Consider the following 20,860-nt stretch of genomic DNA (forward strand, 5'->3'; position numbering starts at 1 on the left):
TCATGGTCAAAGTGCGCAAGGATCAGCCGCTGGTCGAGGCCGGCGGTATCGACCTCGACCGCTGGGTCGAGCAGCTTCGCGCCGAGGCCGGTCTACGCGACCCCGAGCGCATGCGCCGCGCCTGCGAGCTTGCGCGCATCGCCGACGGTGAGCATGCCTTCGACGTCGCCCCGCACCAGACTTTGCTGACCGGGCTCGAGATGGCCGACATTCTCGCGCAGCTCAAGCTCGATCAGCCCACGCTCGAAGCGGCGGTGCTCTACCGCAGCGTGCGCCGCAATCGGCTGACGCTCGAAAGCGTTGGCAAGCAGATGGGCGAGGAGGTGGCCAAGCTCGTCGAGGGTGTGCTCAGCATGGCGGCGATCAGCCAGCTCCAGGCCCCCAAGCACGGACTGTCGCAGCACAACCAGCAGGAAAATCTGCGCAAGATGCTGGTGACGATGGTCGACGACGTGCGCATCGCGCTGATCAAGATCGCCGAGCGCACCTGTGCGCTGCGCCAGGTGAAGGACGCTTCGAGAGAGAAGCGCCTGCGGGTGGCCCGCGAGGTCTTCGACATCTATGCGCCGCTGGCGCATCGGCTCGGGGTAGGGCAGGTGAAGTGGGAGCTCGAGGATCTCGCCTTTCGCTATCTGCACGAGCCGGAATACAAGTCGATCGCCAAGCAGCTCGCGGAGAAGCGCCTCGATCGAGACCACTACATTCACGAGGTGGTCCACACGCTGGAAACCCTGCTCGAGCGCCAGGGCATTCATCGCTATCAGGTCGACGGTCGCGCCAAGCATATCTACTCGATCTGGCGAAAGATGCAGCGCAAGCACATCGACTTCTCTCAGGTCTACGACGTGCGTGCGGTGCGCATCCTGGTGCCCGAAATCACCGACTGCTACACCACCCTGGGCGTGGTCCATTCGCGCTGGCACCACGTGCCCAACGAGTTCGACGACTACATCGCCAACCCCAAGAAGAACGGCTATCAGTCGCTGCACACGGCGGTGTTCGGTCCCGACAACAAGGTGCTCGAGATTCAGGTGCGCACCTTCGCCATGCACGAGGAGGCCGAGCTCGGCGTCTGCGCCCACTGGCGCTACAAGGGCACCGATACCGACCCCAAGAGCCGAAGTTACGAGGAGAAGATCGCCTGGCTGCGCCAGGTGCTGGAGTGGCAAGAGGAGGTCGGCGAGATCGACGACTTCCGCGAGGGGCTCGCAAGCGACGTCGCGCCGGACCGTATCTACGTCTTCACGCCGGACGGCCACGTCATCGACATGCCGCAGGTCGCCACGCCCATCGACTTCGCCTATCGCGTGCATACCGAAATCGGTCACCGCTGTCGGGGCGCCAAGGTCGACGGTCGCATCGTGCCGCTCACCTACCGGCTCAAGACCGGCCAGCAGGTGGAGATCCTCACGGCGAGCAAGAGCGGGCCCAGCCGCGACTGGATCAACCCCAACCTCGGCTATGTGCGGACATCGCGGGCGCGCTCGAAGATTCAGGCCTGGTTCAAGCAGCAGGCGCGGGAGCAGAACCTCGAGGAGGGCAAGGCGATCTTCGATCGGGAGTTTCGCCGGCTCGACATCGAGGGCATCGATCTCGCTCGCCTGTCGGCAGCGGTCAACTACGCCAATGCCGAGGACATGTACGCCGCCATTGGCGCCGGCGATCTGCGGATCGGCCAGGTGCTGCATCAGGCCCAGCAGCTCTTCGGCGAGAACGAAGAGGACGACGCGCTCGATCGGCTGCTCGCCAAGCCCAAACAGGCGGCCAATAGCGACGCCGGCGACATCACCGTGCTTGGCGTGGGTAACCTCAAGACGCTGATGGCCAACTGCTGCCACCCGGTGCCCGGTGACCAGATCATCGGCTACATCACCCAGGGGCGTGGCGTGACCATTCATCGCCAGGACTGCACCAACGTGCTCCAGCTGCGCAGCGAGGAGCCGCGTCGGATCGTCGACGTGGATTGGGGCGAGAAGGCGCGCACCCAGTACCCGGTGGATATCGAGATCGAGGCGTGGGACCGCGCCGGCCTGCTGCGAGACGTCACTCACGTACTCTCCAGCGACCGGGTCAACGTCACCTCCGTCAATACCGCCACCGATCAGGACGACAACGTCGCCCGCATGCGCATCACGCTCGAGGTCGACGGCCTGGAGGCGCTCGAGCGAATCTTCTCGCGTATTCAGCAGCTGCCCAATGTCATCGACGTCAAGCGCCTGCGTCAGGGCGCACGCCGAGGCTGACGGGGCGCACACGAGGCGTGTGAGAGCCGATCCATGACAGAGCCAGGAGAGCTAGCAATGGCGCAGACCGTCGCCGAAACCCACAGGCGCGAGACCCAGCACCGCTACACGCTGGACGACCTGCTCACGTTGATGGCGCGTCTACGTGCAGAGGACGGCTGCCCGTGGGACCGCCGTCAGGCGTGGCAAAGCATCGTTCCGCATACCATCGAGGAGACCTACGAGGTGGCCGACGCCATCGAGCGGCGCGCCTTCGACGAGCTGCCCGGCGAGCTCGGCGATCTGCTGTTCCAGGTCGTCTACTATGCGCAGTTCGGTCGCGAGGAGGGGCGGTTCGACTTCCACGACATCGTCGACACCCTGGCCCACAAGATGTTGCGTCGCCATCCTCACGTCTTTCCGGACGGTACGCTCTCTTCTCGGCGCGGGGACGGCGAACTCAGCGAAACCGAAATCAAGGCGCGATGGGAGGCGCTCAAGGCCGAGGAGCGCGCCGCGCGCGGCGATGTCTCCCGGCCCGCCTCGGCGCTGGATGACGTGCCGACGACGCTGCCTGCCCTGAGTCGCGCGGCCAAGCTCGGCAAGCGTGCCGCGGGTCACGGCTTCGACTGGGAGGACGAACGCGGCGCCATCGCCAAGATTCGCGAGGAGCTCGCCGAAGTCGAGGTGGAACTCGAGCGGGGCGAGCGTCAGGCGGCCCGCGAGGAGGTCGGCGATCTGCTCTTCGCCGTGGTCAATCTCTCCCGCCGGCTCGGCGGCGACCCGGAGCAGCTGCTGCGCGGCACCAACGCCAAGTTCGAGCGGCGCTTTCGGTACGTGGAACGGGCGATCGGCGAGCGGGGTGGTTCGCTCGACGCGGCCACGCTCGACGAGATGGAGCAGCACTGGCAGGCGGCCAAGCAACGGGAGCCGGGCCGCACCGCCGGGTGATTCGCCCCGTCCGCGCGGCGTGTCGTTTTCCCCCGACGACGCGCTATGCTGAATCCCGAATCGATGCCCGCCAGATCGACAATGGGGAGAGCGCATGGCCACGGATTCCGACACCACGCTACACGAATCGCTGCGCGATAACGTCCGGCTGCTGGGCGACAGCCTCGGACGAACGATCGCCAACGACCTGGGCGAGTCTTTCGTCGAGCGTATCGAGACGATTCGCGCGCTTGCCAAGCAGGGCCGTCGCCACGCCGAGGAGCGCGAGCGTCAGGCGCTGATCGATCATCTCAGAACGCTGCCCGACGTCGAGCTGCTACCCGTCACGCGGGCGTTCAATCAGTTCCTCAACTTCTCCAACATTGCCGAGCAGCACTACCGTGCCCGTTTTCGCCGCGTCGAGGACTACCGCCCCGGTACCCAGCCGGACCTGGGGCGGCTGTTCGAGCGGCTCGCGGCGGCGGGGCGCGACGCCTCGGCGTGGCTCGGCACCCTTGCCGAGACGCGCATCGACCTGGTGCTCACCGCGCATCCCACCGAAGTCATCCGTCGCACCCTGATCCAGAAATACGACGCCATCGACGACTGCCTCGGCGTCATCGAAGGCAGCGATGCGCAGCCGGAAACGCAGGCGCGTGCTCAGGCGCGACTCGAGGAGTTGATCAGCCAGTCCTGGCACACCGACGAGATCCGCCGCGAGCGGCCGACGCCGGTGGACGAGGCCAAATGGGGCTTCGCCGTGATCGAGAACTCGCTGTGGCAGGCGGTGCCCGATTTCCACCGCGATCTCGACGCACTGCTGCTCGAGCATGCCGGTGAGCGGCTCCCGCTCACGGCGAGCCCGATCCGCTTCGCCTCCTGGATGGGCGGCGACCGTGACGGCAATCCCAACGTCACCGCCGCCGTGACCCAGGAGGTTCTGCTGCTGGGGCGCTGGATGGCGGCGGATCTCTACCTGCGCGATCTCGATGCGCTGCGGGCGGAGCTCTCGATGGGCAAGGCGAGCGCCGAGCTGCGCGCGCAGGTGAATGACGATCCCGAGCCCTATCGGGCGCATCTCAAGCAGCTCTCGGCCACGCTGGAAGCGACCCGTGACTGGGCCAGGGCGCGTCTCGACGGCGAGCCTGCTACTCGCTCGGCCATCATCGAAACCCGCGACCAGCTCGCCGATCCGCTGCTGGCATGCTATCGCTCGCTCTGCGAGGTCGGGCTCTCGACCATCGCCAATGGCGCCCTGCTGGATACGCTGCGCCGTGTGGCGGTCTTTGGTGTCACGCTCGCCCGTCTCGACGTGCGTCAGGACGGCGAGCGCCACGCCGAACTCCTCGACGAGCTGACCCGACATCTGGAGCTCGGTGAGTATCTCGCCTGGGACGAGCCGGCGCGTCAGCGCTTTCTGCTCGACGAGCTCGGCTCGGCCCGACCGCTGGTGCCGCCACGCTGGTACTGCTCCGACGAGGCGCGAGAGGTGCTCGATACCTTCGGCGTCATCGGGCGCGAGTACGGCGAAGCGCTCGGTACCTACGTCATCTCGATGGCGAAGCAGCCCTCGGACGTGCTCGCCGTCGCGCTGCTCATGAAAGAGGCTGGCGGCGGCGCCAACCTGCCCATCGCGCCGCTGTTCGAAACCCTCGACGACCTCGACCGGGCGGGCGACGTCATCGAGCGGCTGCTCGCACTGCCGGGTTATCGCGACTATGCCGGCTCGCGCCAGGAAGTGATGATCGGCTATTCCGATTCGGCCAAGGATGCCGGTCAGCTCGCCGCCGCCTGGGCGCAGTATCGCGCTCAGGAGCGTTTGGTCGACGTGTGCCGGAGCGCCGGCATCGATCTCACCCTCTTTCACGGCCGCGGCGGTACCGTAGGGCGCGGCGGCGGCCCGGCGCACGCCGCGATTCTCTCCCAGCCGCCGGGGTCGGTGAATGCGAGCCTACGGGTGACCGAGCAGGGCGAGATGATCCGCTTCAAGTTCGGCCAGCCGGAGATCGCACTGCGCTCGATGGAGATCTACACCTGCGCGGTGCTCGAGGCGACGCTGCTGCCACCGCCGGGCCCGAGGCCGGACTGGCGTGAGGCGATGGATCGGCTGGCGGGTATCGCGCACGGGGCCTACGTCGGTGTGGTACGCGAAGACCCGAACTTCGTGCCCTACTTTCGCGCGGTGACGCCGGAGGGGGCGCTTGGCAAGCTGCCGCTCGGTTCGCGGCCGGCGAAGCGCCGTCAGGCGGGCGGTATCGAGACGCTGCGCGCGATTCCCTGGATCTTCGCCTGGACCCAGATTCGGCTGATGCTGCCGGCCTGGCTCGGCAGCGATGAGGCGTTCGCCAGTGCGCTCGCCGAGCCAGGCGGGCTCGAGCGGCTGCGCGAGATGCACGCCGAGTGGCCGTTCTTCGCGACCTACCTGGACATGCTCGAGATGCTGCTGGCGAAGGCGGATGCGCATATCGCTGCGGACTACGAAGAACGTCTGGTCGAGGCGCCCGAACTCAAGACTCTCGGCGCCTCGCTGCGCCAGCGTCTCGGCGAGCTGGAACGCACCGTGCTGAAGATCCTCGATCAGCGCGAGCTGCTCGAGACGATGCCGCTGATTCGCGAAGCCATCGCCGTACGGGACCCCTACATCGATCCGCTCCACGCCCTGCAGGCAGAGCTGCTGCAGCGGCATCGCGACAGCGACGCCATCTCGCCCGAACTCTCGCGAGCGCTGATGGTGACGATGGCGGGTATCGCCGCCGGGCTTCGCAATACGGGATAGCGACATGAATCACTCGTCATCCTCATCCGTGGACGCCGATGCGACAATCACCCTCGACCCGGTCGTGGTCGCGGCGGCCCGCCGGCTCATGGCCGGGGGGCGGCGCCACATCCTGGGCATCGCCGGCGCACCCGGGGCGGGCAAGAGTACCGCTGCCGCCGCGCTCGCCGTGGCGCTCGGCAAGAGGACGCGCGTCGTTCCCATGGACGGGTTTCATCTCGCCAATCGCCAGCTCGCCATGCTGGGCCGAGCCGGGCGCAAGGGCGCGCCGGACACTTTCGATGTCGAGGGCTATCGTGCGCTGCTGGCTCGGCTGCGTGACGCCCCCGCCTCGGCGCCGACGATCTACGCCCCGGATTTCGCCCGCGAGATCGAAGAGCCCGTCGCTGCGAGTATCGAGGTGGAGGCGGAGGTGTCGCTGGTGATCACGGAGGGCAACTACCTGCTGCTGGACGGCCACGGTTGGCGTGGCGTGCGCGAGCGCCTCGACGAAGTCTGGTTCGTGGGCCTCGACACTGGGGAGCGCGAGGCACGGCTGATCGCGCGTCACCGTCGATTCGGGCGCAGTGAGCGCGAGGCGCGAGACTGGGTGACGACGACCGACGCGCCCAACGCGGTGTCCATCGAGGCCGCCGCGCATCGGGCGGATCGATGGCTCTGCTGGCGGGGGCGGCATCTGACCTTCGCCGAGGCCTGACTGCGGCCCGCACTTCTGCATTCCCACATTCCCGCATCCACGCTCAGAACGCCGGCTCGAACGGCGCGGGCGCATTCCCGACGAAGCCTGGGCGGAGCCGACAGGCGGCGGCCTCAAGATTTCTTGCGTGGGCGACGGCGGGTCGTTGCCGATCGGGTGCCACTCGATCGCTTGTCGGTGGCCTGCGAGTTCGTGCGCTTCTTGGCCGTTCCCGTCCTGGTCGCTCCCGTCTTGGAAGCTCGGCGTTTACCGCCGGCTTTCCTGCCGCGGGATGGCGGGGCTTCCGGCGCCTCGCTCTGACGCGAGGCGCGTATCGCCTGATCGAGGCTGGCGGCGCTGGCCTGGCCGAGCAGCGCCCGAAGATCGGCTATCAGAGCCTCCAGGAAGGGTGCCGCGGCGTCCCGGTTTTCGGCGATGGCGGAGAGTCGTTGCTCCCACAGCGCGGTCCGCTCCGGTCGGGATGCCGCCGGCGGTAGCGAGTCGATCAACGCATGGCCGGTGCGTGTGGCGCGAAGCGAACGGCTCTCGCGCACCAGATACCCCCGTGTGAGAAGCGTCTCGATGATCCCGGCGCGCGTGGCCTCGGTGCCCAGGCCATCGGTGTCGCGAAGCGTGCGCCGTACTGCCTGATCCTCGACGTAACGGGCGATGTTCATCATCGCCTTGATCAGGCTGGCATCGTTGAACCGCTCCGGCGGCCGAGTCTCGCGATCCTCCACGGCCGCCTCCGTCACCGTGGCGGCCTCACCAAGGGTCAGCGTCGGCAGCGTGGGGACATCGTCCCGGGTCGTGAAAAGCGGTTTCCAGCCGGGCACGAGAATTTCCCGGCCACGCGCCTCGAAACGCTCCTCGAGAATGACAAAGGTCGCCTGCGTCTCGAAGGTCTCGAGTGCCGGGTAAAACTGGGCAACCAGATTGCGCACGATCAGGCGGAAGAGGTTGGCTTCGTCCTGGCTCAGCCGGGAAAGATCGGCGGGACGGCCCGTTGGCGCCAGCGCGTGGTGAGCGCCGACCTTGGCGTCGTCCCAGGCTTTCGAGCGCTGTGAGAAGTCTGCGTTCTGCACCCAGCCGTCAAGTGTCGCGTCGTCGCGGCAGGCCGACGTCAGCGTCCGTTCGGCCAGGGCGTGATGGGCGCGGGGCAGGTAGCGACAGTCCGAACGCGGATAGGTGACCAGCTGATGGCGCTCGTAGAGCGACTGACAGCCGTCCAGGACCCGCTGGGCCGAGATGCCGTGGCGTCGGGCGGCGTCGACCTGCAGCGCGGAGAGCGAGTAGGGCAGCGGGGCGGCCTGACGCTTGCGCTTCTGCTCCAGCGCCTCGAGCGTTCCGCTCGCCCCCGGCAGGCGTTCGGCCAGCGCCCGCGCCGGACGCGGGTCGACGAGACGGCCCTGATCGTCCAGCGGCTGGTTCTCGCCCGGCTGCCACCAGGCCCGCAGTGATCCCTGAGCCACGGCCAGATCGGTCCAGAGCAGGTGAAAGGGTTTCGGTTCGAAGGCGGCGATCTCGCGGTCCCGGCGAACCACCAGCCCGAGCACTGGGGTCTGCACCCGGCCCACGGAAAGCAGGCCGTCGAAGCCCGCCTGGCGGCCGATCAGCGTCCAGGCGCGGGTGAGGTTGATGCCGTAGAGCCAGTCCGCCCGCGATCTCGCCTCGGCGGCCTCGAACAGCGGCTGATAGCGTCGATTGTCCTCCAGTCGGCCGAGCGCCTTGGCCACCGCCGGGCGGTTGAGATCCTGCACTAGCAGGCGCGATACCGGGCCTTTCCAGCCCAGATGATCGAGCACTTCCTGAACCAGCAGCTGACCTTCGCGGTCCGGGTCGCCGGCGTGGACGACGTCGTCGGCCTGCTTGATCAGCTTGCGCAGCACGGCGATCTGGGCCCGGCCCTGAGAGCGCGGCACCAGCTGCCAGCGCCCGGGCAGGATCGGCAGGTCGTCGAGCCGCCACTGCTTGTAGCGGGGATCGTAGTTCTCCGGGGGCGCCTGTTCGAGCAGATGCCCCAGACACCAGCTCACCCGGGTGTCGCCGGCCTCCAAGTAGCCCTCGCGGCGCACGGCGGGCGTCGGCAGGGCGTCGGCGATGGCCCGGGCGAGGCTGGGTTTCTCGGCGACGATCAGGCGCATTCAGTCCCCTTTCTTGTCGAGGTGGCGCCGCGCGCGCACCAGGGCGCGATACCACTGCCGATGGGGCGAGCCCACCGCCGGCGGTGCCAGGCTCAGGTAGCTCACGTTGGCCGGCTCGCTGCGCTCGAGGTTGACGTTGGTCAGCATCGTCAGGGTGGCGTCGCGGGCGCCGTACTGGCGCTTGAGGAAGTCGATCGCGGCGGGCTCCAGCGCGACGCGGTAGTGGCGAACCAGCGCCAGTGCCAGCGACTCGGCGGTGCGGGACAGATCGGTTTCGATCTCGCGCACCATCGACGAGCCCATCGCGGCCTTCGTGGCCGCCGAGAGGTTGGGCTCGAGCTGGCCGAAGTCGGCGGCATTCGAGCTGTTGATCGCTCGCTGTACCGCCGGGCGCGACAGGTGCACGTGGGGCTCCAGCGCCAGGAAGATCTCCACGGCGACGCGCTTGGCGGTATCGACGCCGACGCTGAGCTGAGTGTCGCGCTCGGCCTGACGCAGGCGCTCGCGCAGAGTGCCGATGTTGGCTTTCTCGAGGTAGCGGCCGAGATGTTTGCAGACCGCGGCCTTCGCCTCGTCGTCCAGCGCGATGTGGCTCTCGCGGATGCGCAGCCCGCGACGGCCGGGGCCGAGTCGCAGTCGGGTCGAGCTGTCGGAGAGATTGGCGCTGAGGGTTTCCCAGCGTTCGGCCATGCGCAGCCGATGAGCGTGACTGCGGCCCACCTCTTCGTAGGCGCTGGAGACGCTCTTGTAGAGCTTGATCGCGTTGGTGAGGACCTCGGCCTGCTCGCGCAGCGCATGTCGATCCTTGCTGCGGCCGACCTGAATCTCGTGAGCGCGCGCGTGAATGTCTTCGCTGAGTTGATCGATGGCCGCGACGCTATGGGTCAAAAGTGCCTCCGCTCGCTGTCCGGAAACGCTTTCGACGGCGGTGGTCGCCGACTGCTCGGTGAGGTAGGCGTTGAGCGCCTTGAGTCGCGAAAGCCCCGTCGCCTGGGCGATACGGTGGCGTGCGCGAGCCTCTTCCAGGCTGTCGAAGGCGCGAGCGAGCTTCCAGCGACCGCGATACTCGAAGGTGAGCACGGGGATTCGCCGACCGCTGATCAGTTCGAAGGCGAGGATCACCATTTCCTCGACGTCCTGCAGCGTCATCAGCAGGTCATTGTCGCTCTCGATGGAGGCCATGACGCGTTCGATGAAGTTCTCGTCTCGGGGGACGCCGTAGCGGGGATCCGGCGCATGGCCCTCGAAGCGCTCCCGCAGCAGGGTGATCGCCTGCGGGGCGACGTCGTAGAGTTCGTTGAAGCGCGGCTCGAGACGTTCGCGATGATCGGCCATCAAATCGACGATGCGCGCATGCAGCCCGACCCGACGGTAGACGTCGATCTGGCCGATCAGGCGGGCATCCTCGCTATCGTCGAGCAGCTCCAGCGCCGCGAGCTCGACGCCCTCCGGCGAGAGATCCTGCTTTCTCAGCAGCATCGCTGCCGCCTCGCGACGGCGGGCGTCGCCCTCCAGACTCTCCACGATCAGATTGCGGGTGGCGAGCAGTAGCTCCGGCAGCGTCTTGATGACGCGCTCGATCCTCTTGGAAGTGCGCTCGATTCGCCCGCCACCGGTGAGATGGTGCGTCAAATTGGCGATGATGCCGAAAGCGCCGGTGATGACGGTGAACGAGATGAAGAAGATGTAGTTGTCGAGCGTCGGCGCTTTGCCATAGCCGAGCAGGTAGCCACCCCAGGCCCCGAGCAGCGTGACCGGCCCTGCGGTCCAGAGAATCTGCAGCAGACTGACCGTCCACGGCACCTTTTCGACGGCCGCGGTGATGCGGCGAATCTCGTTGCGGCCCTCACGCTCCAGACGCACGTGCGGCGTATCGCTGGAGGCGGTGGAAGCGTTGCGGCGAAAGGGGATTGGAAAGAGCACGAGCGCTCCTCGAAAAACGGCGGCAGAGGCGAGGGGCGGCTAAGTTAGCACCCCGTGAAGGCACTCGCCAGCGCCGCGGGCGCGCATGCTAGGATGATCGCCAACCAAGGAGGAATGCCATGCTGACAGCTTGGGTCGAGCAGCTGCTGGGATACGCCAGCGGGGCCCTGGAGGCGATTCGCGCCAACGAGCACTACCCCGCGCTGATGGTATGGGCGCGCGCCGAAGGGGCCGATCACTGCGGCGGCAGCCTCGACATGGCGCAGGCACTGGCGCCGCTGATCTGGAACCAGACGCCGTTGAAGCGTCGCGACTTCGACTGCGAGCCGCTGGCCGAACCGGAGCGCGACGAGCCCTGCTGGTGCGATTCCGGCCGCGCCTATCGCGACTGCTGTGCGCGAGTCGAGATGCCGAGCGGCGTACCCGAGCATCTGATGTGGATGCTGTCGCTGCGTGACTGGCGTGGCGAAACGCTGAAAGCCGCGCTCGCCAGCGACAAGGCACCGGCACAGGCGCTGCTCGAGGCAGGCATCGTTTCTGCCGAAAGCGGTCACAACGGCCGCGCCCAGCAGATTCTCGAGTCGCTGTTCGCCGATGCCCGTGACTGGTCGACGCTGGCGGATCAGATCGAGCCGGCCTTCGAGATTCTGGTCGACCTCTACCAGGAGCGCGGCTTTCTGCGTAAGCGCGCGGCGCTGCTCGAACGAGTGATCGCGCACGGCCCGGATTTTCTTAAGGGCGCGGCCCTCGAGCGCCGCTGTCTGATGCATCTCGACAGCGGCGATCTGGCCAGCGCCCGCGACGCTTTCCAGAGCGCCCAGCGCACGCTGCCCAATTCGCCGTCGCTGGCCTACATAGAAGCGATGGTACTGCTCCATGAAGGCAACATCGGCATGGCGCGGCAGCGGGCCGCTTTCTGGTGGCGCCGGATGGCCCGTCAGCACAATCTCGATGCCGACCAGCTCGATTTCATCGCCGAGCTGGCGGATGACCCGCAGGCGGCGCTGGCCGAGCAGGTGATTCACTCCGAAGAGGAGCTGGCAGGCCCGTTGACGGCGCTGCAGGCGCTGCTGCACACCCATCTTCGCCCGCCGCGACTATCGCTCTCGCGGGCACCGGAGGGCGGTCTGGTCTATGCGCCCAACTCCCGCGAGCAGTCGCTCTACGAAAACTGGCTGAACGCCTGCGAGATCGAAATCGATGAGGATGCGGCGCTCGGCTTTCTCGGTGATCCGTGGACCACGGCGCCCCAGTGGCTGCAGGCGCTCTGCGCCAACCCGGAGTGGCTGGATGCGCCCAAGGTGGTCCAGTCGCTGACGCTGGCGCTGGCGAGCCGTTTCGGCAGCCTGCCGTGGATGGTCGATACCTTCTTCACGCCGCTCGCGGCACGCTACAACGGCTGGCTCACTCAGCTCGAGGACGAAGGCGGGACCTTCTCGTGGCACGACGGCGACAACGCGACGCTGCTGCGCACGGGGCTGGCACTGGTGATCGGCATGGAGCGCGGCGCCGGTGCCAGCGCGCGAGCACTGGCCCAGCGACTGCTGGCGCTGGACGAAGAGGACAGCCTGGGGCTGCGCGAACTCGTGATCGATCAGCTGCTGCGCGAGGGCCACGACGAGCAGGTGCTCGACGTAAGCCTGGAGGCACCGGACGACGCCAACATGCTCGGCGTGCAGATGGGGCGGGTGCTCGCGCTCTATCGCCTCGCGCGTCACGACGATGCGCTGGCGATTCTCGAGCAGGTCTGCGCGACCAACCCTTATATCGTGCAGATGCTGTGCGCCGAACGTCCGCGCCCGGCACGCCTGGGTATCGACATGCCGGAGCCCGGCAGCCGCGCCGAGGCGTGGCAGTATCGCCAGCTGATGCGCGATCAATGGCTCGCCTCGGCCGGCGCGCTCGACTGGCTCGCGCGTCAGTCCTGCGTAGCGGCCAGTCGTCCCGCCTAGCCCGATGTTCGGTTACTCAAGGACGCTCGATCAGCCAGAAACGCTCGATTGGCTCGAGCGTTCGGTGAGCGGGATCAGCCGGGCGCGCGTGCGTTGTCTGTCGTTGCCGATGATGACGCGGCCTCGGCATCGGCCTCGAGGGCATTCAGTCGCCGCTTCAGCCAGATCGCCAGGGCAACGGCGGGGATTCCCAGAAACGCGCTGACGACGAAGAAGCTGGCATAGCCGAAGTCGGCGACGACGAGGCCGGAGAAGCCGCCGATGAACTTGCCCGGTAGCGTCATCAGCGACGAAAAGAGCGCGTACTGGGTCGCGGTATAGGCGCGGGAAGTCAGGCTCGATAGAAAGGCGATGAACACGGTGCTGGCAAGGCCGTTGGCGAGGTTGTCACCGGTGATGGTCGCGATCAGCAGCCACAGCTCGTTGCCGCTGACGGCGAGTAGCGCGAAGAGCAGGTTGGTCAGCGCCACCCCGAGCGCGCCGACCACCAGCATCCGGCCCAGCCCGTAGCGCACCACGAGCAGTCCGCCCAGCAGCCCGCCGCCAATCGTCATCAGAACGCCGAAGACCTTGGTGACGCTTGCGATGTCGCTCTTGGAGAAGCCGAGACTCAGGTAGAGCGGGTTGGCCATCGCCGCCATGGCGATGTCGCTGATGCGATAGATCCCGATGAACAAGAGAAGCGCCAGCGCCAGCTTGCCGTAGCGCTGGAAGAAATCGCCGATGGGGCAGACCACCGCGGCGAGCAGCCAGGCGCCGGTGCGGCGCTGCCAGTGTGGCCGTTGCCGGCTGGCGCCGAGGAAGTGCCGTACGCGCGGAGAGAACAGGACCCGGTTGACGCTCTGGCGACGCGGCGGTTCGGGACGGATCAGCACGGTGAGCATGCCGATACCCACGAGCGCCGCCATGCTGAGGTAGGCGAGCGACCAGGACGCCGCATCGGCGATGTAGAGCGCGCCGGCGCCGGCCATGACGATTCCGATGCGATAGCCGATGATGTAGGTCGAGGCCATCGCTGCCTGAATGTCCGGTGCCCCGGTCTCGATGCGGTAGGCATCGATGACGATGTCCTGCGTGGCGGCGCCGAAGGCGGTGAGCAGGGCAAACGCCGCGACGACCGGCAGGTGACCCGCGGGGTCGAGACCGGAGAGGCCGAACAGGCCGCCGGCAATGAGCAGCTGCCCCAGCAGCATCCAGCTGCGCCGCTGGCCGAGGAGCCGCCCGAGTAGCGGCAGGCGAACTCGGTCGACGATCGGCGCCCAGAAGAGCTTCACCGAGTAGAGCATCCCCACCCAGCTGAAAAAGCCGATGGCGGCGACGTCGACGCCGCTGTCCTCGAGCCAGGCGGTCAGCGTGGAGAAGACCAGCAGGTAGGGAAGACCCGCGGAGAAGCCGAGAAACAGAAGCGTCACCACCGGCGCGCTGAAATAGACGCGCACGGATGTCAGCCAATCGCGTGGCTCGGATTGCATTGCACCTCCCTGAGTCCAGCCCGCCGGCGACGGACGCCGAGGGGCAAAAATGCTACTCTAATCGATCGCGCTGCGTCTGGCCCGCGTCGTCGCCGCGCGATCGTTACCGCGTTCAGATAGGCAGTCCATCGATGACCACAGACTCGACAGCCGACGCCGCGCCGCGCTGGTACGTCATCCAGTGCAAGGGCGGGGAGTCGTTTCGTGCCAGCGAGCATCTCGACAACCAAGGGTACGAGGTGTTCCATCCGGTACTCGAAGTCCAGCGTCGCCGCCGCGGCAAGCTGATCTGGCTAGCGGAGCCCCTGTTCCCGCACTATCTCTTCATTCGCCTCGATCGCGTGGCGAGCAACTGGCGACCGATCCGCTCGACGCGTGGCGTACTGCGACTGGTGAGCTTCGGCCATGAGCCGGTGGCCGTGGCGGATGAGCTGGTCATGACGCTGCGCGACGGTCAAAGCGCCGATAGCCGCGGCGAGCGCGCCAACGTCTACTACCGTCAGGGGGATCTGGTCGAGATCACCGACGGTCCATTTCGTTCGCTCCAGGCGGTGTTCGACGCCCAGCAGGGCGAGGAGCGCGCCATCGTGCTGCTCAACCTGCTGCAGCAGACGCAGCGCCTCAACGTCCCGGTCGCCGCGCTGACCAGACGCGGCGACTGACACGCGGTATCGAACGCTGTCAGCGACCACGTGCGCTCATCGATTGCTTCACACCGATTCCTTCACCCGCTGCGCTTCATGGGAGCCCATCATGGATAACGCCGCCGTCGCGCCCTCACGCGTCGTCACGCTGCACTACTCGCTAACCGCCCCGGACGGCCGGACGCTGGACGACTCCAAGGCACGCCGCCAGCCGCTGGAGTACCTGCACGGGCATGGCAATCTTTTCGCTGCGCTCGAGGGGGCAATGATCGGCGCCGAACCGGGCGAACGCCTGACGGCAACGCTGCCGCCCGCCGCCGCGTATGGCGAGCGCGACGAGGCGCTGGTGAGCGAGACGCCGCGCAGCGCCTTCGCAAGCGAGACACCGCTGACGCCGGGGCAGCGTTTCCAGGCCCAGGGGCCGGAGGGGCCGAAAACGGTGACGCTGGTGTCGGTGGCAGAGTCCCACGTGGTCGTCGATGCCAATCACCCGCTGGCGGGGCTCGAGCTCACCTATGCGCTGGAGATCGTCGACGTTCGCGAGGCGACGCGTGCCGAGCTGGCCAAGGGTCATCCGCTACCGCCGGGGACGTCGCATACCGAGGTCGAGGATCGAAAGCAGGGCTGAGGTCCTGCCGGGCCGCGGGATGGCCGATTTCCGTCGGGCGCCTAGCGGTCGAGAGATGGCGGTTGCCGATTCGCGTCACGCGATCAGTGATCGACCCACCAGCGGCCGAACCAGGCGGCCATCACCTGCTCGGGGTAGATCGTGCGCCCGAGGCTGCCGTTGTAGCGAGCGAGCGCTCGGGTCCAGTCGCCGTTCTCGAGCGATAGATAGTGCGCGAGGATGGTGCACCCATAGCGCAGATTCGTCTCGAGCCGCGTGAGGTCGTCCTCGGGACGGCCGATCTCCGCTTTCCAGAACGGCATCACCTGCATCAGCCCCTGCGCGCCAGCGCTCGACACCGCCTTGGGCTGGAATCGACTCTCCACGTCGATCAGCGCGAGCACCAGTTCCGGCGGCAGTGCCGCCCGCTGCGCCTCGGCGTGAACACGCTGGAGAAATGCCAGGCGTGCCGACCGGTCCGCGAATGCGACGGGCTGGCGTCGCGCCAGGCGGGACTGCATGTCGAGCAGCCAGACCCGCGCGTCGACATCGTCGACGAAACCGCTCTGTGAGGCCATGGCCTCTACCAGGGCATCGAGGAGTTCGGGCGAGGGCGGCGTCGCCACGCTCGGGTTCGGCTGGGCGTGTGCCGGCTGGCCGACCAGCATCGTGAGGGGGGCGACACTCGCCCAGATGGCGAGTGCCAACCGAGCGAGTGTGCGAACCACGAGTGTGCGAACCGCGGGTGTGCGAACCGCGAGTGCGCGGGACATCGCGGGATCGATCAGCCGCGCGTCGGCATGGCCTCGGCGAAGCGGGTGTCGAGAAAGGCGCGCAGCTCGTCCACCGCGATCATGGTGACCTCGCTGTCGCGGCGCCCCTTGTACTCGAGCTCGCCGTTGTCGAGACCGCGGTCGCCGATCACGAGCCGGTGAGGGATGCCCATGAGCTCCTGGTCGGCGAATTTCACCCCCGGGCGCAGATCGCGGTCGTCGAGCAGCACATCGATACCGGCCTGCGTGAGTTCGGTATAGAGCCGCTCGGCGGTCTCGCGGACGCGATCGGACTTGTGCGCGTTCATGGGGACGATAGCGAGGCGGAACGGCGCGATGGCGTCGGGCCAGATGATGCCGCCGGCGTCGTGGTTCTGCTCGATGGCGGCGGCCACCACGCGGGAAATGCCGATGCCGTAGCAGCCCATGTAGGGCGCCGTCGGTTGACCGTCGTCGCCCAGCACGGTGGCGTTCATCGCCTGCGAATACTTGCGGCCAAGCTGGAAGACGTGACCGACTTCGATGCCGCGGGTGATGGAGAGCGTACCGTTGCCATCCGGCGAGGGATCGCCTTCGACGACGTTGCGCAGATCGGCGACTTCGGGCAGCGCCAGATCGCGCTCCCAGTTGATCCCGAACAGGTGCTGGTCATCGACGTTGGCGCCGGCACCGAAGTCGCTCATCAGCGCGACGCTACGATCGACGATCAGCGGCAGCGGCAGCTCGACCGGACCGAGCGAGCCGGGGCCTGCCCCGATGGCCGCCCGGATCTCGTCCTCCTCGGCCATGGTCAGCGGCGTGGCGACGGCGGACAGATTCTCTGCCTTGATGGCGTTGAGCTGATGATCGCCGCGCACCATCAGCGCGACCAGGCCGCCCTCTGCGCCCTTGACGATCAGCGTCTTGACGGTCTTCTCGATCGGCAGATCGAACCCTTCGACCAGCGCAGCGATCGTCTTCACGCCGGGGGTCGGCACCTGGCGCAGCGTTTCCTGCGGGGCGGCGCGCTCGACACCCGGGGGCGTCACGGCCTCGGCCTTTTCGATGTTGGCGGCGTAGTCGGAGCCCGTGGAGAAGATCACCGCGTCCTCACCGGAGTCGGCAAGGACGTGGAACTCGTGAGAGCCACTGCCGCCGATGGCGCCGTTGTCCGCCATCACGGCGCGGAAGTCGAGACCCAGGCGAGTGAAGATACGCACGTAGGCATCGAACATGCGCTGATAGGAGGCCTTGAGACCGGCCTCGTCGACGTCGAACGAGTAGGCGTCCTTCATGATGAATTCGCGCGAGCGCATGACGCCGAAACGCGGGCGAATCTCGTCGCGAAACTTGGTCTGGATCTGATAGAAGTTGGTCGGCAGCTGCTTGTAGCTCGACAGCTCACGGCGGACCAGATCGGTCACGACCTCTTCGTGGGTCGGGCCGACGCAGTAGTCGCGCTGGTGGCGGTCCTTCACGCGCAGAAGCTCGGGCCCGTACTCTTCCCACCGCCCGGACTCCTGCCACAGCTCGGCGGGCTGCACGGCGGGCATCAGGATTTCCTGGGCACCGGCGGCGTCCATCTCCTCGCGCACGATGCGCTCGACCTTGCGAAGGGTCCGCAGCCCCACCGGCAACCAGCTATACAGCCCCGAGGTGAGCCGTCGGATCATGCCGGAGCGAAGCATCAGCTGATGACTGACGATCTCCGCATCCGCCGGCGTTTCCTTGAGGGTCGATATCTGGAGTTGACTGGCACGCATGGGTTGATCATTCCTGTGGTCTGCGGCTTGAAGAAACGCTGTTCAGACGCGGGTGCGAACTCGGTGTCGGCCACGCGTCATCGAAGTGCAGGGCGCGAATGCATCGGCCCGGTCGGCTCGGTGTCGCACCTTGCGGACTGTCCCGCGCTCCGTGTTCTCTACCCCTGCGACGTTGCGGCTCGCGACGCTCGTCGGTCTGTCAGCGTTTGCAAGGATCTGGGCCGGCCAGTATAGAGACGCGGCCGGTCGACGGGGAGGGGCAAGGCGGAAAAACCCGCGTCGTGCCCAGTGGCTTCACGGCGAGACGCCTCTTGCGAACCTGGCGATTCGGGGCATCGGCGGCGCGTTTCATACCGTGCGGGCTCGGTTTCTTCTCTATAGTGGAAAGGTCGCGATAGTCGAAAGCGGTCGCGTCCGGCCCGGCGCAGCGGCGCACGGTAACCGGGACCATCGGCATCCGTCGTCGGCCACCGGCGGCGGTGGGAGAGATGACATGATTCATCACGTCTGGGGGCTGCTCACGCATCCCAATCGGGAGTGGCAGCAGATCAGCGGCGAGAACGAAACCGTCTCGCATCTCTACGGTTCGCACGTGCTGGTGCTGGCGATGATTCCGGTCATCTGTTCGTTCATTGGCACGACCGCCGTCGGCTGGCATTTCGGCACGTCGGCGGATGGCATCTCCGAGCGAGTGCAGATATCGCCGACGACCGCCATTCTGCTGGCAGTCATCTTCTACGGGCTGATTCTCGCCGCCGTCTGGATCATGGGTAACGTGATCGCCTGGCTCGCCAGGCGCTACGACTCGCATCCCGACGTCAATCGCTGCGTCGTCTTCGCGGGCTATATGGCCACCCCGATGTTTCTGAGCGGGATCGTCGCACTCTACCCGCTGATCTGGCTCTGCCTGCTCGCCGGCATCATCGGGCTTTGCTACAGCGCCTATCTGCTCTACGCCGGCATGCCGCCGTTTCTGGAGATCACGCGAGAGCAGGGCCTTCGCGCCTCGAGCGCGGCGCTCGCCATCGGTGTGCTGGTACTCGAGGCGCTGCTGGCGCTCACGGTGATTCTCTGGGGGTATGGAACATCGCTGGTGTGATCGATTCACTCGAAACGCAGCCTGGCTTCACCGACAGCCGGGGCGCCGGCGCAAGCACTCGAGCGCCGCTCGGCGCTTCGTACGCATTCCGAACGCCAATGCTGGACGTGGCGAGTAGGGTTGCTTTAGGTTACGCCCGGTTACGCGCTTTCGAGTCTCGATCCACCGCCGCCGGAATCTCCCATGACCTCTTTTCGCCTTCGCCGCTGTACTGCCTGGACGGTGAGTCTCGCACTCGTCGTGTCACTGAGTGGCTGCGGTACGCTCTTCTATCCCGAACGCAAGGGACAGCTGTCCGGGCGCATCGACCCCGCCGTCGCCATCGTCGACGGTCTGGGACTGCTGCTGTTCATCGTGCCCGGCGTCATCGCCTACGCCATCGATTTTTCCAACAACACGATCTACCTCCCGGGGAGTCACGAGGCGGGCATCGAACCGGTCTCCTACGACGGTGAACTCAGCGAGGCGCGGCTCGCCAAACTGATCGAGACCCATACGGGGCGTTCGATCGGCTGGCACGACGAAGTGGTTCGCGTGGGGGGCGTGGAGAGTCTGGACAAAGCGCTGGCGGATGTTGCCGAGTGGGATCGGGCCATCGTCGACTCGTGAGTCAAAAAGCCTGAGGCGTAGCCGGCCGAGACGTGCCCGAGGTCAAGCCGACGCGCGATACCGCGCCACCCCCAAGGCAAGCATGCCGGCGACCAGCCCCCAAAATGCCGAACCGATGCCGAACAGCGTGACGCCGGAGCCGGTCACCAGAAAAGCGATCAGCGCCGGTTCTCGATAGGCCGGCGCCTCCAGAGCGCGGTGTAGACTGGCGCCGATCGTCGGCAGCAGTGCCAGGCCGGCAATGGCGACGACGAAGGCCTGCGGTAATGCATCGAACAGGGTGCCGATGGAACCGCCGAAGAGCCCGGCCAGCAGGTAAAAGCCGCCAGCGCAGACGGCAGCGGGGTAGCGTCTGCGGGGGTCGGCATCGACCTCTGGGCCGAGGCAGATGGCGGCAGTGATCGCTGCCAGACAGACGGTGTAGGCGCCGAAGGGGGCGAGCACCAGCGCTGTCAGCCCCGTCCAGATCATCAGCGGCGATACGGGGGCGTCGAACCCGGCGCCGCGTAGCGTGGCCACCCCCGGGGCGTTCTGCGACGCCATGGACACCACGAACAGCGGAATGCCCACGCCGAGGAGGCTCGACGGCGAGAACGTCGGCCAGGTGAGCGTTGGCGCCACGATGGCGAAGTGCGCAGCCTCGGTATCGATCTTGCCGAAGACGCCTGCGTAGGCCAGGCCCACCAGCAGCACGACCAGAATGCGCTGGCGCGGCAGCCAGCGCTGAGCGAGCAGATAGCTCACCAGCATCAGCCCGACGAGAACGATATCGCTCTCCAGGGCAACGAAGGTTTCGAGCCCGAATCGGAGCAACACGCCGGCCAGCATCGCGGCGGCAATGGCGTCGGGGATGAGCCGCATGAGGCTGGCGAACCAGCCGGTAAGTCCGCAAAGCAGAATCAGTGCGGCGCAGAAGACGAAGACGCCGATCGCCTCGCTCAGGGGAACGCCGGGCAGGCTCACCGCCAGTAGCGCGGCGCCGGGCGTCGACCAGGCGGTAAGGATCGGCTGGCGATAGCGGAGCGACAGCCCGATCGACGTGATTCCCATGGCGAGGCCGAGCGCTGCCAGCCAGCCGCCGATTTCACTTGGGGTTGCGCCCGCGGCGGCGGCGGCCTGAAAAACGATCACGGCCGAGCTGGTATAGCCCACGAGTACCGCAATGAATCCTGCGGTGACGTGCGTGGCGTTGAGCGTGCGCCAGAAACCCGGTTCGGCCATGCTGTCCTCTCCCCTGTCCGTGCGTTATAGCGCACAACCAGGCATCAATGTGCGTTATGACGCTCGATTT

Annotated in this window: 15 protein-coding genes; 9 read left to right on the forward strand and 6 right to left on the reverse strand. The window is 67.1% G+C overall.

Annotation, left to right across the window (positions count from 1 at the left end; all coding sequences use genetic code 11):
- The first annotated feature begins 2 nt into the window (after positions 1-2).
- From relA to DOM33_RS00965, 4 genes are all read left to right on the forward strand, one after another.
- The gene (relA, locus tag DOM33_RS00950; RefSeq protein ID WP_110665000.1) at positions 3-2,243 is read left to right on the forward strand and encodes a GTP diphosphokinase; all 2,241 of its coding nucleotides are present in this window, start codon (positions 3-5) and stop codon (positions 2,241-2,243) included.
- A 57-nt stretch (positions 2,244-2,300) separates the two neighbouring features.
- Positions 2,301-3,173, forward strand: coding sequence for a nucleoside triphosphate pyrophosphohydrolase (gene mazG / locus DOM33_RS00955; protein ID WP_110665002.1), 873 nt, complete (start codon positions 2,301-2,303; stop codon positions 3,171-3,173).
- A gap of 94 nt (positions 3,174-3,267) precedes the next feature.
- The gene (ppc, locus tag DOM33_RS00960) at positions 3,268-5,928 is read left to right on the forward strand and encodes a phosphoenolpyruvate carboxylase (RefSeq protein ID WP_110665004.1); all 2,661 of its coding nucleotides are present in this window, start codon (positions 3,268-3,270) and stop codon (positions 5,926-5,928) included.
- A 4-nt stretch (positions 5,929-5,932) separates the two neighbouring features.
- Positions 5,933-6,625 (forward strand): nucleoside/nucleotide kinase family protein, encoded by a 693-nt coding sequence (locus tag DOM33_RS00965; protein ID WP_110665006.1) that lies wholly within the window; start codon positions 5,933-5,935, stop codon positions 6,623-6,625.
- A 113-nt stretch (positions 6,626-6,738) separates the two neighbouring features.
- Here the strand turns inward: DOM33_RS00965 and DOM33_RS00970 are convergent, their stop codons facing one another.
- Positions 6,739-8,748: a DNA topoisomerase III gene (locus tag DOM33_RS00970; RefSeq protein ID WP_110665008.1), complete on the reverse strand. Its 2,010-nt coding sequence runs from the start codon at positions 8,746-8,748 to the stop codon at positions 6,739-6,741.
- On the reverse strand, positions 8,749-10,671 hold the full coding sequence (locus tag DOM33_RS00975) for a hypothetical protein (protein ID WP_110665010.1): 1,923 nt from the start codon (positions 10,669-10,671) through the stop codon (positions 8,749-8,751). It lies immediately after the preceding gene.
- A 119-nt stretch (positions 10,672-10,790) separates the two neighbouring features.
- Between DOM33_RS00975 and DOM33_RS00980 the strand changes: the two genes are divergently transcribed.
- Entirely contained in the window at positions 10,791-12,623 is a 1,833-nt protein-coding gene (locus tag DOM33_RS00980) for an SEC-C domain-containing protein (RefSeq protein ID WP_110665013.1), read from the forward strand.
- Positions 12,624-12,697: 74 nt separating this feature from the next.
- On the opposite strand, the gene DOM33_RS00985 is transcribed toward DOM33_RS00980, so the two are convergent.
- Positions 12,698-14,095: an AmpG family muropeptide MFS transporter gene (locus DOM33_RS00985; protein ID WP_110665015.1), complete on the reverse strand. Its 1,398-nt coding sequence runs from the start codon at positions 14,093-14,095 to the stop codon at positions 12,698-12,700.
- Between the two features lie 131 nt (positions 14,096-14,226).
- Between DOM33_RS00985 and rfaH the strand changes: the two genes are divergently transcribed.
- On the forward strand, positions 14,227-14,757 hold the full coding sequence (gene rfaH / locus DOM33_RS00990; RefSeq protein WP_110665016.1) for a transcription/translation regulatory transformer protein RfaH: 531 nt from the start codon (positions 14,227-14,229) through the stop codon (positions 14,755-14,757).
- Between the two features lie 91 nt (positions 14,758-14,848).
- Positions 14,849-15,367, forward strand: a complete 519-nt coding sequence (locus DOM33_RS00995; RefSeq protein WP_110665018.1) for an FKBP-type peptidyl-prolyl cis-trans isomerase — start codon at positions 14,849-14,851, stop codon at positions 15,365-15,367.
- 83 nt (positions 15,368-15,450) lie between these two features.
- Here the strand turns inward: DOM33_RS00995 and DOM33_RS01000 are convergent, their stop codons facing one another.
- Entirely contained in the window at positions 15,451-16,119 is a 669-nt protein-coding gene (locus DOM33_RS01000) for a lytic transglycosylase domain-containing protein (protein ID WP_239495219.1), read from the reverse strand.
- An 11-nt stretch (positions 16,120-16,130) separates the two neighbouring features.
- On the reverse strand, positions 16,131-17,861 hold the full coding sequence (locus DOM33_RS01005) for a proline--tRNA ligase (protein ID WP_110665020.1): 1,731 nt from the start codon (positions 17,859-17,861) through the stop codon (positions 16,131-16,133).
- A 493-nt stretch (positions 17,862-18,354) separates the two neighbouring features.
- On the opposite strand from DOM33_RS01005, the gene DOM33_RS01010 reads away from it, so the two are divergent.
- Together DOM33_RS01010 and DOM33_RS01015 are read left to right on the forward strand one after the other, a co-directional pair.
- On the forward strand, positions 18,355-18,960 hold the full coding sequence (locus DOM33_RS01010) for a Yip1 family protein (RefSeq protein ID WP_110665022.1): 606 nt from the start codon (positions 18,355-18,357) through the stop codon (positions 18,958-18,960).
- A 183-nt stretch (positions 18,961-19,143) separates the two neighbouring features.
- A complete protein-coding gene (locus DOM33_RS01015; RefSeq protein WP_110665024.1) occupies positions 19,144-19,569 on the forward strand; it encodes a hypothetical protein in 426 nt (141 codons plus the stop codon).
- A 42-nt stretch (positions 19,570-19,611) separates the two neighbouring features.
- On the opposite strand, the gene DOM33_RS01020 is transcribed toward DOM33_RS01015, so the two are convergent.
- Positions 19,612-20,790, reverse strand: coding sequence for a benzoate/H(+) symporter BenE family transporter (locus tag DOM33_RS01020; protein WP_110665026.1), 1,179 nt, complete (start codon positions 20,788-20,790; stop codon positions 19,612-19,614).
- Positions 20,791-20,860: the final 70 nt, after the last annotated feature.

Source organism: Salinicola halophilus, from assembly GCF_003206155.1.
Classification (GTDB): domain Bacteria; phylum Pseudomonadota; class Gammaproteobacteria; order Pseudomonadales; family Halomonadaceae; genus Salinicola; species Salinicola halophilus.